Here is a 17252-nt window from a genome sequence, read left to right on the forward strand (position 1 = left end):
GAATGAACAGTCCAGAAGGAGAAATTATGGCACCTTGACTGTATCGGAGAGCAAACACATGCCTGATGGCACCAATGTAATCGAAAATTCGGACGTGATCCGGATCGGAGACGCCACCGTAATCGGCGATCTCACCACTCCTGAAGTTTCTGATTTTCTCAATACCGAGATCGAACTGATCTGGGCTGAAACCATGCGCGCCAAGGGTGGCAAGAAGGGCGAGACAAGCTGGATTAGGTACAAGTCCAGCGTTAGCGACTTCATTGCCTGTGGCCTCGTAGAGCATCCAGTCAGCAAGCGTATCGACGGCCTGTCCTTTGTGTACAACCGTGGCAGGGAATTCCCCGGAACTCGCGAGTTGGGAGGGCAGCGGTTCCCGCTGGCATATCGCACGGCGAACTCCGCAGAAGCCATCACCGCACTGGTCATCGACCTCGATGAAGGTGAAACCGTGGAACGCGTTGTCGAAGCGCTGAAGCCTCTCGACGTCCTCTCAGTCGTTTTCACTTCTTACTCCCATACGACCAAGGCGGCACCGGGTGAGGATCGTTTCAGGATCGTTGTCTTCCTGAAGGAGCCTTACGAGCTTCCGGCAGAGGGCGATGAGCGCCGTAAGGCGCTGAACGTTTGGAAGCGCAAGTACGTCGGTTTCTGCGAGAGTATCGGCGTCACCACGTTTGACCGCACTGGCATGGATCTGTCGCGACTTCAGCGCCCGCCACGCCGCCCCGCTGAAGACGCTGAATTTAAGCACTTCATCATCGCAGGTACTGGCCTTGATCTCGACTCTGTCGCAGACGGGGACCCGAGGAAGTATGGTAGAAAGGAAGTCGCACGACGTTCTGGCTCGCTGTCTGCGGTCGAAGACAAAGGCGGAGAAGCAATCCTGTGCGACGGGTTCGATGTCCGGGCGTGGTTCAACGATCTCGGATATGCCTGCATGTTCGGTGACGTGCTCGACATGATCGGCTGGGAGACCCGCACCGGGGACGGTGACGAACGCGAGATCATGTGCCCGAACGACGCGCAGCATTCGAACCCCAGTGACCCGGACGACACTGCCTGCTGGATGAAGGAGGACCCTGAAGAGGGTTTCCGTATCCACTGCTTGCATGACCACTGCAGCGCCGCAGGCGTACATACGTGGGACATGGTGCGGCTGATCGACAAGGCCATCGTCGACGGGGAGATCGCGCTCCCTAACGGCTATGAGAGCCTCTCCGACGTCCTCTGCGATGAGGCATTCTACCCGGATGAGGTCGACGGGGAGACGGTCGAGCTGTCCAAGTATCACTACGGCATCGAACGTCCGGTCGAGATCACGAGTCTCGCCACACCAGCGAGCGTCTCGAAGCGGTTCAAGAAGGTCGATCTCGACGATCACGAGATCGCCCAGCTCTACGCCTCCATCGAATGGGCAAGCGGGAAGAAGGCCGCGTATGACCGGCTGGACGAACTGCTGACCGAGGCGGGCTACGACGGCAACGCGCGCAAGCGCCTTAAGTCCGCTGGGTCGGCTATGCTGAAGGAGCACAAGAAGGCGCACGCCAAGGCAAAGCAAGAAGCGGAGAGGGAGAAAAGTACCGAGGCGGGTTTCGCCATCGTCAATGAATTTGGGTTCGAAGAGCTGTGTGGTTACGGTGAGCGCCGCATCCACGACACCAATCACGAGCACCCGCACGTCTTCCACTACATGGAGAACCTGTGCGTCATCCGCGAGAACAGCGAGGGGCACGCGCGTATGCGGTTCCTCGACAAAGGGGGCTTCGAGCATCACCTGAACACAGTGGCGCGCTATGCGCGGACTGTGGGTGAGGATAAGACCGCGCTGGGCGTGTCTGCGCCAGACGATGTCGTGCGCTACCTGTTCAACTCTGATTACGGGGTTTACCCGGACCTGCGTGGTCTTGTGACTACTCCGACCTTCACGAAGGACGGGAGCCTCCTGACCGAGCCGGGATACGACTGGAACAGCAAGCTCTACTACAAGCCTGACATTACCCTGTCCGTCCCGGAGGTGCCCAAGAAGCCGAGCGCTGAGCAGGTCCAGACCGCCAAGCAGCTCCTGATCGAGGAAATCCTCGCGGACTTCCCGCTCGGGGCCATGACGCGGCCTGAGATCGTGGAGCAGGCGCTTCACGGAAAAGGCGTCCCCGCTGTCACGAACATGATGGCGCTGATCCTCCTTCCATTTATGCGAGAGATGGTCGACGGGCCGACGCCGGGTCACTTGCTGGTCAAGCCTGCGCCGGGCACCGGTGCCTCGCTCCTGACGGACGTCTTCTCGATCATCGCGACCGGGCAGGTGACGCCCGCATTGGCGATGCCGGGCAACAAGGACGAGATGTCGAAGACCCTGACGTCGGTGCTGTCCAATGGTCAGAACATCGTCTTCTTCGACAACATCAACCATTCGGTCGACTCCGGCGAACTGGCCTCGGCGATGACGACGCCCGTTTATCAGGCGCGTATTCTCGGTAAGTCCCAGACCATCGAGGTCGACGTACGTTGCGCGTGGGTCTTTACAGGCAACAGCGTCGAGCTGTCCCGTGAGCTGATCCGCCGCCTCATCATGATCGATCTCGATGCGCAGCGTGAGAACCCCGAGAAGCGAACAGACTTCCGGCACTCGGATATCCGTGGCTGGGCGACCAAGAACCGCGGCGACCTCGTATGGGCCTGCCTGACGATCATCCAGAACTGGGTGGCGCAGGGCATGGTGCACCAGAAGGACACCGTTCTTGCCTCCTATGAGAACTGGTCCGGCGCGGTCGGCGGCGTTCTCAAGGCGGCTGGATTCGGCGGGTTTATGGGCAACCGTGAGAAGCTCAAAGAAGCTGACGCATCTAATGAAAGTTCCGAGTCACTGCTGAAGGAACACATTCTTTCGTTCCCTATCGGGACGAAGTTCGTTTCCGGCCGCAACAAACGCGCGTCCAATGCGGTATCGATCAAGGCAGAGCTTGAAGGATTTGATGAAGGCGAACCGCTCGTCATCGAAGAGGCGGGATACAACCGCATTTCTGGTGTGTACGATAACCCCTCCATGTTGGGCAAAGCTTTTGGGCGTTTCGCTGCTTCGTTTCGGGCGGATCGCGGCGATCTCAGCTACACGTTGGAAAAGGATGTCTCAAACGGTACGGCAGTCTGGACGCTGACGGCTCGGGAGATCGAGACCAACAAAACGGAGGGTCTTGGCAATACTTAGTTCCGCCGAACTTGGAGCCCGAGAGCCGGGGATGTGGACAGGGCCTGCGTCAGCAGGCCTTTTTCGCTCGCGGGATGGGCTCGCCCTTGAAAACCCCTGCTGTCTGCAGGGGTTTGCAGGGGTTTGCAGGGGTTTGCAGGGTTCCCACAGGGTTACTGCAGGGGTTCAAGCTATTGTTTTTAATATATTATATACGTTTCGAGCAGGGTTGCAGGGGTTTTCGGCGCGAGCGCTCCGCTCTCAGCGGCGGACACACACACACACCCACACATAGACGGGAGTGGTGTGTGTGTGTCCTACTCCTCTTTGATCTTTGGAAGAAGAAAACCCCTGCAACCCTGCAAGAGCACCGTTTCGGCCAAGAGAACAAGGGGTTTGAGCGCTGCAGGGGTTACCGTGTCACCCCTGCAAACCCCTGCAAACCCCTGCAAACAGCATATCTTGCGGCGGTTCGACGCTGGTGGACGTCAGTGACTTTCCCTGCGGCGCGAGAGACGAAACTGGTAAACTTAAACTCAGGGCGTCAGGCCATATTTTGGGGAAAAGATCAATCTCACTTACCGTCGGTTGTGGTGTCGCATACATCACGCTACTATGATGATCCTGAGTTTCTTCCACAGGTGCTTAAATGGTCAAAGGCAATAAGGACGGCGGCAGTTCCAGCGCCAATAGCAATTCCGGCAACCGTTCCGGCGGTGGTGGTTCCAGTCAAGGCGGCGGAAAACCCGCGTGGACTGGCAGCGGCGTAAGCAAAGGCGGAGCCTCCAGCCAGACAAATAGCGGCGGGAACCGCTCGAAATAGCGATATCTCGCCACGCCGCAACCGCCTGCCCTTCTGGGCATTCTGCGTCTCGTTATTTGTAATCGCATTGAGCAATTCTTGGGCCTGAAGCTCGCATAATTCAGCCCAGTCTTCGGCCGTTCCGATGTAGCATTCGGCATCACTAAACTTTCGGCTGGCGGGAGTTAGGATGCCACTTTCAACTCGCAGCGATAATAGTACCGAAGAGAACAGATATACAGAGACAAGAAGGCAAGTTGCCAAAGCACATCCGCTGACCAATAGCGGCAAAGAAATTACGTCGCCGTGCTTAACAAGATATCCAGCGAGAGCCACGAACGATGGAAGAGCGACGGTAAGCCAATATTTCGCTTTGGCGTCGATCTCGCGAAAGCTGCCTTCATGGTACTCCACTAATCGCTTGAACTCAGTCCTGAGTTCGCCAATTCGTTGAGTTCTCTCTTCAATTGTCATGATCATCTTGTGGCGTGTGGCTGGGACATGGTCAAGAAATCCTACTCCAGCCGCCGTCGAAACGCGCGAACGCAACCCTCGATTAGATTCACCTGCATTTACATTTATGTAAGAACTGCTGACATAAATGCTAAGTGCTATTGTCGCAACGCGGCTGAAAACGATTGTTTCCAGAAATGAAGGCGGACTCGGCGGCCCGGATGTGTTATCTATCTTGAGTAAGATAACGAATCCCTAGCGCATCCGTCTGAAAGTATTGGTACATGTCGAAAACAAAGACTCCCGCTTTCGCTTACATGCGCACGTCCAGCGCCACAAACGTTGGCGGCGACAAGGATTCCGACAAGCGCCAGCAGAAAGCTATTGAGGCATACGCGGACGCGAACGGTTACCAGATCGTCCACACCTTCTATGACGCTGCGGTATCTGGTGCCGACCCTATCGATTCCCGCCCCGGCATGCAGAAACTACTCGATGCGGTGTTGTCCAACGGTACTCGAACTATCCTTGTGGAATCGCCTGATCGCTTCGCCCGCGACGCTGTTGTGCAGGAGCTAGGCCACCGGCTGCTTAAGGATCGGGGAGTCGACCTGATACCGACGACAGCGCCGGACTACTTCATGGTCGATACGCCCACGACAGAGCTTGTACGCACCATCCTTGGCGCGGTCGCAGCCTTCGACCGTAGGAACACGGTAGAAAAGCTGAAAGCCGCCAGAGACCGTAAGAGCGAGGCTCTGGGCCGAAGGGTAGAGGGGCGGAAACCGATCAGCGCTGACGCGCTCACGGAAGCGAAACGACTGTATCGACGCAATCCAAAGACGGGAAATCGCCGATCCCTCAGGCAGATCGCCACCGAGCTAGCGAAAGCAGGTTTCACGACCCCTTCCGGTCATGAATATCAGGCGAACAGCGTACGCCAGATGCTGGTGAAGGCGGGCGTTTATCAGGGACAGTCGGCATAACACGACATAGTCGCGCCAGTGCGGCAGCGAAACGGTAAAGCCCGCGTTAGCGGGCAAGACCATAAATCGCCTAACGTATTGTTTTTATTAACTAATATGGGACCCACGGCCACCCGCGCCCTACCCCATTTCGGCGGCGCAGGTGCTGTCGGCATACATGACAACTTTTGATGTCGTGTTGTTGCATAGAGCGCCGGAACCGGCCTGAAAAGTTCACATTTCTCGATTTTCCCTCGTGACCCGCTCAGAGGCCATTTCCTAGGTAGATCGCTCCACTTGTGGTATTCTGATACCGCAGTCAGCGTCCTATCGCGAGGACGTCGCGCGCAGTTCTTCTCCCTCGGCGCGCAATACAAGCGGGGCCGGTTCCTGTCCCGGTCCCGCCGCTTTTTCCAAGACCAGACAGGCAATCAGGCAGGCAAATATGGCAGAAACTCATGAGCTGAGGCTCAAGATCGACGCAGGCGCGGCACAATCCGGCGCGCGTCAGTTCACGTCCGCAATTAAGAGCGTAAAGGCAGCAATCCGCGACCTCGAAAAGGATACCGCCGGGGCCTTCACGACGCTTCGCAACATCCGCCCCGAGATCGACGTGACCCCCATTACGCGGGCACGCTCCGCAACGGACAAGCTCACCAAGGCCACGACCAGCGCCACCGCTGCAAGCGACCGCGCGGCGGACAACATCCGTCGCACCGCCCTCGCCAGCGCTAACGCGCTCCGCGTCTCCAGTAATCAAGCGGCACGACTCCGTGACAGGCTTCTATCCGTGGGGGACACGCAGGGCCTCGCCAAGCTAGAAACCGCTCTTGCGGGGCTCAAGAAGAACCTGACAAACGCCACCACGGGCCTCGACGTCCGTGAAGCTCGCGCCCAGTACGCGGACCTCGCATCCGAGATGAATCGCACCGCCCGCGAAGCTGAACGCCTGCGCGCAATCGCCAATGCCAACGCCCGCGCGGAAGAGGATGCGGCTCGCTCAGCTCAGGCCCATGCGCGCGAGCTGGACCGCCTGCGCGCCAAGTACAATCCGCTCTATTCGGCCTCGAAGGCCTACGAGTCCTCGCTCGAAGAGATCGCCCTTGCCGAACGCGAAGGGGCCTTGTCGGCCCAGATGGCGGCGCAGGCGCGTGATCGGGCTGCCCAGACGCTGGGGGCCGCGTCAGCGGCTGCAGACCAGTACACGGCAAGCATGCAGCGCGGCGCAGCCGCGACACAACAGGGGGTCATGGTCGGGCATCAGCTTTCAGACGTCCTGATTACCTCTCAGATGGGCTTCCAGTCGGTCGGAATGATCGCGCTTCAACAGGGCAGCCAGCTCGCCGCTCAAATGAACAGCTTGAAGGCTTCGGGGGGCAGTGTTTTCAGCACTTTGCTTGCCGGGTTCACCAGCCTCGTAAACCCGCTTTCCTTGATCACTATCGGCGCTGTCGCGGCGGGCGCGGCAATCGCTAAGTGGTTCTTTGCCGCCGGGGAAGAGGCCAAGTCATTCGGCGAGGCGCTCGGTGAAGTGAACGGCGCGATTTCCGAGCTGAGCGCGGCATCTGACACCCTTTCGGGAGCTACGCTCGGCAACATGGCAGACGGCTACGGACGGGTGAATGAAGAGCTGCGCCGCCACCTCGATTTGATGCGGCGCATCGCGGAAATCGAGGCGATCAACAGCACCCGTGATTTGATCGCATCCGTTCAAGACGCTGTCACGTCAGACGGAAACCTGTTCACCACCGAACTCGACGCCATGCGCCGTGCCTTCGATACCACGAATGACCGCGCGCGCAGTCTCTTGGCAATGCTGGACCAGATCAAACAGGCCCGGACCTTCGAGGAACAGCTTGCCGCCCTGACACGCATGCGCAGCGAGGTGGAGTCGACGACCGGCGGGCTCGATGGCGCGACGGGTGCGGCGCAGGCCATGCTTGTACAGCTCATCAAGTCTGAGGATGCAGCCCTCCGCCTGCGCGCCGCTCAGGACGGCACCACCGACTCCACGTACGCCGGGGCAGGCGCTGCGAACAGCTTGGCGTTCGAGATCGGCACCGCCGCCGATGCAGCCGCCGTCCTCCTCGCTAACCTCAATTCCGTGCCTTCGGCGATAAGCGCTATTCAGGGCAGTGTGTCAGATCAGATCGCGAGCATTCAAGCGACCAACCGTTCGCTTGAGATTCAACTCTCGGAAGGCATGACGTCCGCCGCCGCGAACCGGCGCGTTCAGCTTGAACAGGTAATTTCCGAAGCCAAAAACGGCGGGCCGATCAACTTCGATCAGGTCGCGGACGCATGGAACGAAATCAACGCACTCGAAGAGGCTGCAAAACGGACGCAGACCCTGCGCGATCAACTTGCCGAGTCCCGCCGTCCTGCGCGCCCGTCGCGCTCAAGCGGGGGCGGTGGAGGCTCTTCCGCCCGGAACGCCGCGCTTTCCGAAGAACAATCCGCCGTCGAAAAGCTGAACGAGTCTCTGAAATCGCGGCTCGATAGCCTCACGGCTGAGCGTATCGAGATGGGGCTTCTCGCGTCCGGTCAGATGGAAACGGCGCAGGGCGCGCAGGCCATGGCAGAAGCTATGATGGCAGGCGGCGGCGCAGTCGATACCCAGACGTCCGCAATGATCCGTCAGATCGATACAGCCGCCAAACTGAACGAAGAGCTGCGCAAGGTCGCGACGGACCCGGTGAAGGAATGGATGGACTCCGTCCCGAACTGGATTGAGGCCGGTCAGCAGATTGAAATGGGCGCGATCAACCACCTTAAAGGCGCGCTCGCCGATTTCATGAAGACCGGCAAGCTCGACATGGAATCTCTCGGAGATGCGATCCTCGGGACAGTCGCTGATATCGTGGCAGACAAGGCCGTCGCCGAGCTTATGACGCTCGCAGGCCGGAACGATCCCGGCGCAACCGGACTCGGCGGCGTTCTCGGAGGCTTGTTCGCTTCACAAGGCGACGCCATGACTGGCCCCTCGGGCGGCGCGGACGTCGCGCAGGGCGGTATTCAAGCCGGACAGTCGATTTCTCAGGCCATGGTACAAGCGGGCGGTCAGGTCTCTCAGCAGATCAGCTCCGCCATGATGCAGGGCGGGCAGCGGGTCCAGATGGCCCACGCGCAGGGCGGACAGCAAGCCGCAAATGCCGCGCGGATGGCAGGTGTTCAGCACGGTCAGCAGGTCCGCATGGCCACGACCACCAGCGGCGGACAGCACGCAACGCAGGTCCGCTCAGCGATCACCACCGCCGGACAGCAACACGCGCAAGCCGTGGGCATGGCTGCAAGCGGCGGCAGCGGCTTCCTTAGCGGAATGGGCGGCTGGCAGGGCCTTCTCGGAATGGCGTTCGGGGCCTTCGACGTGGGCGGTATCTCCACCGAGCCCGCGAACTTCGCAAACGCCCCCGTTGCGGCCTTCCGCAACGCTCCTCACTTCGCGCAAGGCACCCCGAACACGTCCGGCATCCCCGCCATTTTGCATGAGAATGAAGCGGTCATTCCGCTGACCAAGGGCCGCAAGGTCCCGGTCGAAATGAGCGACGCGGGGCATAGCTCCGGGGTGGTCCAGAACTTCAATTGGACCGTCCATAGCCCCGATGCAGACAGTTTCCGCCGGTCGAAGGACCAGATCAGCGCTGACATGGCCCGCGCAGGGCAGCGCGCAATTCAGAAGAACGGATAACGACATGAGCCGACTCGGCATTTACGCAGACAAGATCAACGCAATCCGAAAACAGCGAGGGCTCACGCCCTCAGGTTTCCGCGAAGACGGAACCGATGCGCTCAAGAGCGACAAGGAAGCGATGGAACGGGCTATGTATGAGCGCGCTGACGCGCGCTTGCCGCCCGGAAACGGAGGACCAACACCCTCATCTGATTCAAAAACCGAAGGAACAGACGAATCCAGCTCTGACGAAGACTGAGGCTTGCGAGGGCGCGCCTGCTATACATTTTGCGCTTGCCTGCTATACATTTCAGAAATCGCAGAAAAAATTATCTATATTTTTCAGTAATTTATGAGGGATGGGGCGTGGTGGGTGATGAGAGACTCGAACTCCCGACATCTTCGGTGTAAACGAAGCGCTCTACCAACTGAGCTAATCACCCTGATCCGCGCCGGTCTTAGCCGGGGTCCGGGACTCTATCAAGAGCGAAGCGCCGCCCCGGAAAGAAGAAAAGCGCATCCCGCGATCAGGATGCGCCTTTCCGGAAACCTGGTGGGTGATAGAAGATTCGAACTTCTGACATCTTCGATGTGAACGAAGCGCTCTACCACTGAGCTAATCACCCGGTGCCGGGTGCATTAGCCTCACTCGGCGGGCTCTGCAAGGGGGTCTGCGGCGGCTTTCGGCGTTTCGTCGGGTTGGCGCACCTTGGTCACCAACACCTGCCCGTTCTGCACGTCCTTTACCCGCTGCACCTTCATCTTGCCGAACGGCTTGAGGTTCAGCTCCCGTCCCTCGGACAGCGCATCGCCAAGGATTTGCAAGGCTTCCTCGATGACGGGTTTCACGTCTTTCTTCTTTATGCCAGTGCGTTTGACGATCTTGTCCACGAGTTCGCGCTTCTTCAGATCGGGCTGTTGGCTCGGCGGCAGGACGCTCGGATCCAGCGTCGCGGCGACGGCGCGTTGAAGATCGCTCTCGGGTCCAGCGGCGGCTCGACCGACCTGATCGATGGTCACCGTGGATGCGGGTTTTGACGCGACCGGGCTTTTTGCACTCGTGCGCGTCGTGGTCGAAGACGCACGTGTGGTCGTCTTGCGCGATGTCCGGCGCGCGGGCGTCTTTTTCTCTGTCATGCTGTGTTCTCTCTGCTCGTGACTTTTCGTCTTTTATTACGATGAAGTTACCAGAGACTTGGCCGTTCCCAAAGTGAAAAGCCGGGTTTGCCCTTCGCAGGCGCATTTTTTGCCCGGCGATGGTCCTCGAGATGCCCACAAAGAAAAACGCCGCGGGGCGAACCCGCGACGTTTCTTTTCAGGAAATTGCCTGCGATCAGTGCGCGACCGCGCCCGTCTCGCCGTCCTTCTTGGCCAGCGCCTGAGCGGCGGCCTCTTCGGCCTCCTCGTCCCAGTCGACGGCCTCGGGCTTACGGACAAGTGCCTGTTCGAGCACCTCCGAGACGTGATCGACCGGGATGATCTTCAACCCGTCCTTCACGTTGTCGGGCAGCTCGGCCAGATCCTTCTCGTTCTCCTTGGGGATGAACACTGTCGTGATCCCGCCCCGGAGCGCTGCGAGAAGCTTCTCCTTGAGCCCGCCGATGGCAGTGGCATTGCCGCGCAAGGTGACCTCGCCTGTCATGGCGATGTCGTTGCGGACCGGGATCCCGGTCAGCACGGAGACGATGCCCGTGACCATCGCGAGACCTGCCGAGGGACCGTCCTTCGGCGTTGCGCCATCCGGCACGTGAACGTGGATATCCCACTTCTCGAAGCGCGGCGGTTTCACACCGATCTGAGGAGAGATCGAGCGGACATAGGAGGACGCCGCGTCGATGGACTCCTTCATCACGTCGCCCAGCGTACCCGTCGTCTTCATCCGGCCCTTGCCCGGCAGACGCAGCGCTTCGATCTGCAGAAGATCGCCGCCGACGCTGGTATAAGCGAGTCCCGTCACGACACCGATCTGGTTCTCCTCCTCGGCCAGACCGTAGCGATGACGGCGCACACCGAGGTAGTCGGACAGGTTATCCGGCGTGATGACGACCTTGTCGGTCTCCTTCTTCACGATTTTCGTCACCGCTTTCCGCGCGAGCTTGGCGATCTCGCGCTCGAGGTTCCGCACGCCCGCCTCGCGGGTGTAGTAGCGGATGGTGTCGATCAGCGCCTGATCTTCGATCTCGAACTCGCCCTTCTTGAGGCCGTGGTTCTTGGTCGACTTGGCGATCAGATGCCGCTTGGCGATCTCGGCCTTCTCGTCCTCGGTGTAGCCGGCGAGCGGAATGATCTCCATCCGGTCCAGAAGCGGGCCGGGCATGTTGTAGGAGTTCGCCGTCGTCAGGAACATCACGTTCGAGAGGTCGTATTCCACCTCGAGGTAGTGGTCGACGAAGGTTCCGTTCTGCTCGGGATCGAGCACCTCCAGCATCGCGGACGCCGGATCGCCCCGGAAGTCCTGACCCATCTTGTCGATCTCGTCCAGGAGGATGAGCGGGTTCGTGGTTTTCGCCTTCTTCAGCGCCTGGATGATCTTGCCCGGCATCGAGCCGATATAGGTCCGGCGGTGACCGCGGATCTCGGATTCATCACGGACACCACCGAGCGAGATGCGAATGAACTCGCGCCCCGTGGCCTTCGCGACCGACTGGCCGAGCGAGGTCTTGCCCACGCCCGGAGGTCCGACGAGGCACATGATCGGCCCCTTCAGCTTCTTCGAGCGCTGCTGAACCGCGAGGTATTCGACGATGCGTTCCTTGACCTTCTCGAGGCTGTAATGGTCGTCGTCGAGAACCTTCTGCGCGCGGCCAAGATCCTTCTTCACGCGGGATTTCACTCCCCACGGGATAGACAGCATCCAGTCGAGATAGTTACGAACGACCGTCGCCTCCGCGGACATCGGCGACATGTTTTTGAGCTTCTTGATCTCGGCCTCGGCCTTGTCGCGCGCTTCTTTCGACAGCTTCGTCTCGGAGACGCGCTTTTCGAGCTCGGCCACTTCGTTCTGGCCGTCCTCGCCGTCGCCCAGCTCCTTCTGAATGGCCTTCATCTGCTCATTCAGGTAATATTCGCGCTGGGTGCGCTCCATCTGAGACTTAACGCGCGTCTTGATCTTCTTCTCGACCTGCAGAACGCTCATTTCGCCCTGCATGTGGCCATAGACCTTCTCGAGCCGGTCAGAGATCGACAGCGTTTCCAGCAGCTCCTGTTTCTGGTTCACCTCGATGCCGAGGTGACCCGCCACGAGATCTGCGAGCTTGGCGCTTTCGGTCGCCTCGGAGACCGCGGAAAGGGCCTCCTCGGGGATGTTCTTCTTGACCTTTGCATAGCGCTCGAACTCTTCGGCGACCGTGCGGACAAGCGCCTCCATAGCGGCCTCGTCGCCCGGCACCTCGTCGAGATATTCGGCGGAGGCCTCGAAGAAGCTGTCATTGTCGGTGAACTTGTCGATACGCACGCGCGTCTGCCCTTCGACCAGCACTTTTACCGTGCCGTCGGGCAATTTCAGAAGCTGCAGCACGTTGGCGAGCACACCGACATTGTAGATGCGGTCGCTGGAGGGATCGTCCTCGGCCGGGTCGATCTGGCTGGCGAGCAAGATCTGCTTGTCGTCCGACATCACCTCTTCGAGGGCGCGGACCGATTTCTCGCGGCCGACGAAGAGCGGGACGATCATGTGCGGGAACACCACGATGTCGCGCAGCGGCAGCACCGGATAGGACGTGTTGAGAGGCTGTTCCATGCGAGTTCCTTGTCTTGGCAGAACGAACCGGCCCCGGATACCGGCGGCGCGCTTCGTCCCCATTGGACCAATAACGTGGTGCGAATGCGGGGGTGTTTCAAGCCGCACCAAGCCTTGGTGACAGCATGGCGCGGCCATTGGAGCCGCGCAACAACAACGTCCGCACAAAACGCAATAGTTTGTGGATAAGAAGGCCCAGGCCGCAGGATATGGCGACACAGGCCCCGTCGATGTCCGGATCGAGCGTGGATCGGCAGCGCCCGGCTCGGGCCGGGCGCCACACGGGATGACGATTACGCGATATGCGCGTTCATCGCGGCCTGCTCGAGGAACGGGTAATCGGTGTAGCCCGCTTCGCCCCCGCCATAGAACGTGTCCTTGTCAGGCGCGTTCAGTTCCGCATTCCGTTCGAGCCGCTTGGCGAGATCGGGATTGGCGATGTAGGGCACACCGAAGGCGACGAGATCGGCCTTGCCCTCGGCGACGCGGGAAATGGCGAGATCGCGGTCATAACCGTTATTGCCCATCCAGACGCCACCATAGCGAGCCTTGAGCGCGCCAATATCCACCTCGTCCGGCCAATCGCGCGGCCCGCCGGTCTGACCTTCGATCATGTGCAGATAAGCGTGGCCCCGGTCCTTCAGCCGGTCGATGAGGTAGTCGGCGAGCGCGGCAGGGTCGCTGTCTGTCGCGTCATTCACGCCAGAGAAGGGCGACAGCCGAAGTCCGACGCGGTCCGCGCCCCAGACATCCTCGACCACGTCGAGCACCTCGAAGAGGAGCCGCGCACGGTTCTCGAGCGATCCGCCATAGGCGTCGTCGCGGTGGTTGGTGCCGTCCTTCAGGAACTGGTCGAGCAGATAGCCATTCGCGCCATGCACTTCGACACCGTCAAAGCCCGCCTTCTTAGCATTCTCGGCGGCAATCCGGTAATCCTCGACGATGCGCGGCAGCTCGTCGAGCTCGAGTGCGCGCGGCTCGGAGACATCGACCATCTTCTCCCCCTCGAAGGTCGGCGCATTGGCGCGGATCGCCGATGGCGCGACCGGCTGCTGGCCGCTCGGCTGCAGCGAGGTGTGCGAGATCCGCCCGACATGCCAGAGCTGCATGACGATCTTGCCCTCGGCATCGTGCACGGCGTCGGTGACGCGCTTCCATGCGGCGACCTGCGCGTCCGAATGGATGCCGGGCGTCCAGGCATAGCCTTTGCCCTCTGGGCTGATCTGGGTCGCCTCGGTGATGAGAAGGCCCGCATCGGCGGCACGCTGCGTGTAGTACTTCACATGCATGTCCATCGGCGCGTCGTCGTCGTTCATGGCGCGGTTGCGGGTCAGCGGCGCCATGACCAGCCGGTTCTTCAGCTTGATGGCTCCGGCCTGCAACGGCGTGAAAAGGGTCTCTTGTGACATATCTTGTCTCCTGCTCGGGACGTTCTTGAGCGAAGCCTTAAGATAGGCACGCGGTTCCCCGTGCGAATGTGCGCTGACGCAGGTCTGTCGTGAAACTGTCGCTTTACTCAGGGGCAGCGCCGCGCTAGCCGCGCATGAAGTTCACGTGAAGGAGACATGCCCTCATGAAGATCGCCATTCTCGGAGGGGACGGTTTCGTCGGTTGGCCAACCGCCCTGCACCTGTCGGCCCAGGGCCACGAAATCCACATCCTCGACAACCTCTCGCGCCGCTGGATCGACACCGAACTCGGCGTCCAGTCGCTGACGCCGATGGATTCGATCCAGGAACGCTGCCGGATCTGGAAAGAAGTTTCGGGCGAAGTCCTGCACTTCCATCTGCTCGATCTCGCCAAGGAATACGAGCGGCTGAAATCCTGGCTGATCGACCACAAACCCGACGCCATCGTCCATTTCGCCGAGCAACGCGCCGCGCCCTACTCGATGAAATCGGATCGTCACAAGGTTTACACCGTCACCAACAACACCAACGCGACGCACAATTTGCTGGCCGCCGTGGTGGAGTCGGGCATCGACCCGCACGTGGTGCATCTCGGCACGATGGGCGTCTACGGCTATTCCAGCGTCGGCGCGCCGATCCCCGAGGGCTATCTCGACGTAGAGATCGACACGCCGACGGGAAAAAAGGGCCAGGAGATCTTGTATCCGACCAAGCCAGGCTCGGTCTATCACATGACCAAGTCGCTCGATCAGATCCTCTTCCAGTTCTACGCGCAGAATGACGGGCTTCGGATCACCGACCTGCACCAGGGCATCGTCTGGGGCACCCATACCGACCAGACGCGCCGGCACGAGCAGCTCATCAACCGGTTCGACTATGACGGCGATTACGGCACGGTCCTGAACCGTTTCCTCATCCAGGCCGCGATCGATTACCCGCTGACAGTGCACGGCACCGGCGGTCAGACCCGCGCTTTCATCCATATCCAGGATTCGGTGCGCTGCATCGAGCTCGCACTGAAGGATGCCCCGGCTGCGGGTGAGCGGGTAAAGATCTTCAACCAGATGACAGAGACGCACCGCGTACGCGATCTCGCCGAATTGGTCGCCAAGCTGACCGGCGCGGAGATCAAGTACCTGCCGAACCCGCGCAAGGAAGCTGCCGAGAACGATCTCATCGTGAAGAACGATCAGTTCCTCGCGCTCGGCCTCGATCCGACGACACTGGCCGAGGGGCTTCTCTCCGAAGTGGTTGACGTTGCGAAGAAATACGCCCACCGGATCGACCGCAGCCGCGTGCCGGCCGTCTCCGCATGGACGCGCGATCTCGGCAGCCGCGTGGAGCGCGACCCGGAGGGCAAGTCGCTCAAATCGGTCTCGTGAGCGCGCTGGTTCCCGAAGGCCCCGCCCGCTCGGACCGGGCCTTCGTCACGCTCGTCACCAACGCGGATTTCGCGCGGGGGGCCGCGGCGCTTCTGCATTCGCTTGCACTGACGCGCAGCGAGGCAGACCGCGTCGTCCTGCATACCGAAGCCGTCGACGAAGCCGCGCTCGCCCCTTTGCGTGCGCGTGGCGCGCGGCTCATCCGCACGGAGCTTCTGCCGACGAGCGATGCATTCAACGCCGCCCATGCGAAAGACCAGATTCACGGGCGAAACCCGTTCACCAAGGGCGAGAAGCCGCCCTTCCACACCCCGCTCGACAATTTCGCCAAGCTCCGGCTCTGGCAGACGGGCTACGAGCGTGTCGTATTCCTTGATGCCGATACGATCGTGCTGCGGAATATCGACCGGCTTTTCGACTATCCCGAATTTTGCGCCGCACCGAACGTCTATGAAGGCCTCCGCGATTTTCACCGGATGAATTCGGGCGTCTTCACCGCCCGGCCGTCCGAGGCGACCTTCGAGGCGATGCTGAAGCGGCTCGACGCGCCCGGCGCGTTCTGGCGGCGGACGGACCAGACCTTTTTGCAGGACTTTTTCCCGGACTGGCACGGCCTGCCGGTCTTCGACAACATGCTGCAATATGTCTGGTTCAACCTGCCCGAGCTCTGGGATTGGGCGCAGATCCGCGTTCTGCATTTCCAATACGAGAAACCCTGGCAGGATCACGCGAAGGCCGACAAGCTGCGTCCGCTCATCGAGCTGTGGCAGGCCTATGAACGCGGTGAGAGCCCCGATCTGGCAGCCCTGCCCGGCCCAACATGCGCATAGCCCTGACCGGATCAGGGGGGCTGGTCGGCCGCTTCATCGCGGACGGGCTGCGAGGCGCTGGCCATGACGTCGTCACGCTGGGGCGCGGACGGGACAGGGAATGGTATCTCCTCGGCCCGGCGCCGGATCTGTCAAGGATCGATGCGCTCGTTCACGCGGCCTTAGATCATGTGCCGGGGCGCTATCGCGGCGGCGAAGGCGACGATCCCGAAGGGTTCATCGCGGCCAATGTGGATGGAACGGCGTGCCTATTCGAGGCGGCTGCCTCCTCTGGCGTCGAAGTCGCGCTTTTTCTTTCGAGCCGCGCGGTCTTTGACGGCTATCCGCCGGGCACCGATCTTCGCGAAGACCTCGCCGCGCGTCCGACCTCGCTTTACGGCAAGGTGAAAGCGCAGGCGGAGGAGCACCTCTTCCGGTTGCCCCTGCGCTCGGTGTCCCTGCGCGCAACGGGAATTTACGGACCGGGACCGGGGCACAAGTGGCAGCAGCTTTTCCGGGATTACCTGGGCGGGCGCGAGATCGCTCCGCGCAAGGGCACCGAACTTCACGGGGCCGATCTTGCCGAGGCCGTTCGGCTTTGTCTCGAAAAGGATGTGTCGGGCGCGGTGCACGCCTCGGATCTGGTCCTCGACCGTCATGACCTTCTAGCGGAGGTGCAGCTTTTGACCGGAGCGACGGCTACGCCGCCGGACCGGGACGCGCGCTGCGTCAGCGTTCTGGATTGCGCGAGTCTTGCAGCTTTGGGCTGGACACCTGGCGGCTGGGATCGGCTCAGGGCTGACCTGCCGTTGATGTTGCCAAGCTGAAAGCGCGGG

Annotated in this window: 11 protein-coding genes and 2 tRNA genes; 7 read left to right on the plus strand and 6 right to left on the minus strand. The window is 60.8% G+C overall.

Annotated elements, in window-relative coordinates:
• The first annotated feature begins 58 nt into the window (after nucleotides 1–58).
• Nucleotides 59–3208: a hypothetical protein gene (locus tag BM171_RS13935; protein ID WP_093013592.1), complete on the plus strand. Its 3150-nt coding sequence runs from the start codon at nucleotides 59–61 to the stop codon at nucleotides 3206–3208.
• Nucleotides 3209–3800: 592 nt separating this feature from the next.
• Here BM171_RS13935 and BM171_RS18725 read toward each other — a convergent pair.
• Nucleotides 3801–4463: a hypothetical protein gene (locus tag BM171_RS18725; RefSeq protein WP_139218710.1), complete on the minus strand. Its 663-nt coding sequence runs from the start codon at nucleotides 4461–4463 to the stop codon at nucleotides 3801–3803.
• Between the two features lie 263 nt (nucleotides 4464–4726).
• Here BM171_RS18725 and BM171_RS13940 point away from each other — a divergent pair, with 263 nt between their 5' ends.
• From BM171_RS13940 to BM171_RS13950, 3 genes are all read left to right on the plus strand, one after another.
• Nucleotides 4727–5428, plus strand: coding sequence for a recombinase family protein (locus BM171_RS13940; protein ID WP_093013594.1), 702 nt, complete (start codon nucleotides 4727–4729; stop codon nucleotides 5426–5428).
• Between the two features lie 1102 nt (nucleotides 5429–6530).
• Entirely contained in the window at nucleotides 6531–9095 is a 2565-nt protein-coding gene (locus BM171_RS13945; protein ID WP_175497562.1) for a phage tail tape measure C-terminal domain-containing protein, read from the plus strand.
• A 4-nt stretch (nucleotides 9096–9099) separates the two neighbouring features.
• Nucleotides 9100–9336 (plus strand): hypothetical protein, encoded by a 237-nt coding sequence (locus tag BM171_RS13950; protein ID WP_093013599.1) that lies wholly within the window; start codon nucleotides 9100–9102, stop codon nucleotides 9334–9336.
• 108 nt (nucleotides 9337–9444) lie between these two features.
• On the opposite strand, the gene BM171_RS13955 is transcribed toward BM171_RS13950, so the two are convergent.
• The 5 genes from BM171_RS13955 to BM171_RS13975 all read right to left on the minus strand — a co-directional run bounded on the left by BM171_RS13955 (nucleotide 9445) and on the right by BM171_RS13975 (nucleotide 14225).
• Nucleotides 9445–9520: transfer RNA gene (locus BM171_RS13955), tRNA-Val, on the minus strand.
• Nucleotides 9521–9628: 108 nt separating this feature from the next.
• Nucleotides 9629–9703: transfer RNA gene (locus BM171_RS13960), tRNA-Val, on the minus strand.
• 19 nt (nucleotides 9704–9722) lie between these two features.
• A complete protein-coding gene (locus tag BM171_RS13965; protein WP_093013602.1) occupies nucleotides 9723–10214 on the minus strand; it encodes an HU family DNA-binding protein in 492 nt (163 codons plus the stop codon).
• A 196-nt stretch (nucleotides 10215–10410) separates the two neighbouring features.
• On the minus strand, nucleotides 10411–12816 hold the full coding sequence (gene lon, locus BM171_RS13970) for an endopeptidase La (RefSeq protein WP_093013605.1): 2406 nt from the start codon (nucleotides 12814–12816) through the stop codon (nucleotides 10411–10413).
• Between the two features lie 293 nt (nucleotides 12817–13109).
• Nucleotides 13110–14225 carry an alkene reductase gene (locus tag BM171_RS13975; protein ID WP_093013608.1) on the minus strand — a complete coding sequence of 372 codons (1116 nt, stop codon included), beginning with the start codon at nucleotides 14223–14225 and terminating at the stop codon, nucleotides 13110–13112.
• A gap of 164 nt (nucleotides 14226–14389) precedes the next feature.
• Here BM171_RS13975 and BM171_RS13980 point away from each other — a divergent pair, with 164 nt between their 5' ends.
• From BM171_RS13980 to BM171_RS13990, 3 genes are read left to right on the plus strand one after another with little or no spacing between them, the layout of a single operon-like run.
• Nucleotides 14390–15607 carry an NAD-dependent epimerase/dehydratase family protein gene (locus tag BM171_RS13980; protein ID WP_093013611.1) on the plus strand — a complete coding sequence of 406 codons (1218 nt, stop codon included), beginning with the start codon at nucleotides 14390–14392 and terminating at the stop codon, nucleotides 15605–15607.
• Entirely contained in the window at nucleotides 15604–16437 is an 834-nt protein-coding gene (locus BM171_RS13985) for a glycosyltransferase (protein ID WP_245760273.1), read from the plus strand. Before BM171_RS13980 ends, BM171_RS13985 begins: the two co-directional genes overlap by 4 nt.
• Entirely contained in the window at nucleotides 16428–17243 is an 816-nt protein-coding gene (locus BM171_RS13990) for an NAD-dependent epimerase/dehydratase family protein (protein ID WP_093013617.1), read from the plus strand. The genes BM171_RS13985 and BM171_RS13990 overlap by 10 nt, the downstream gene beginning before the upstream one ends.
• Nucleotides 17244–17252: the final 9 nt, after the last annotated feature.

The organism is Roseivivax halotolerans (genome assembly GCF_900115815.1).
Taxonomy (GTDB): domain Bacteria; phylum Pseudomonadota; class Alphaproteobacteria; order Rhodobacterales; family Rhodobacteraceae; genus Roseivivax; species Roseivivax halotolerans.

Excerpts from the sequence above, each read along its gene's own strand:
- BM171_RS13975 (WP_093013608.1), bottom strand. The coding sequence starts at position 14,225 with ATGTCACAAGAGACCCTTTTCACGCCGTTGCAGGCCGGAGCCATCAAG.
- BM171_RS13940 (WP_093013594.1), top strand. The coding sequence starts at position 4,727 with ATGTCGAAAACAAAGACTCCCGCTTTCGCTTACATGCGCACGTCCAGC.
- BM171_RS13935 (WP_093013592.1), top strand. The coding sequence starts at position 59 with ATGCCTGATGGCACCAATGTAATCGAAAATTCGGACGTGATCCGGATC.
- BM171_RS13950 (WP_093013599.1), top strand. The coding sequence starts at position 9,100 with ATGAGCCGACTCGGCATTTACGCAGACAAGATCAACGCAATCCGAAAA.
- BM171_RS13965 (WP_093013602.1), bottom strand. The coding sequence starts at position 10,214 with ATGACAGAGAAAAAGACGCCCGCGCGCCGGACATCGCGCAAGACGACC.
- BM171_RS13980 (WP_093013611.1), top strand. The coding sequence starts at position 14,390 with ATGAAGATCGCCATTCTCGGAGGGGACGGTTTCGTCGGTTGGCCAACC.
- lon (WP_093013605.1), bottom strand. The coding sequence starts at position 12,816 with ATGGAACAGCCTCTCAACACGTCCTATCCGGTGCTGCCGCTGCGCGAC.
- BM171_RS18725 (WP_139218710.1), bottom strand. The coding sequence starts at position 4,463 with ATGACAATTGAAGAGAGAACTCAACGAATTGGCGAACTCAGGACTGAG.
- BM171_RS13990 (WP_093013617.1), top strand. The coding sequence starts at position 16,428 with ATGCGCATAGCCCTGACCGGATCAGGGGGGCTGGTCGGCCGCTTCATC.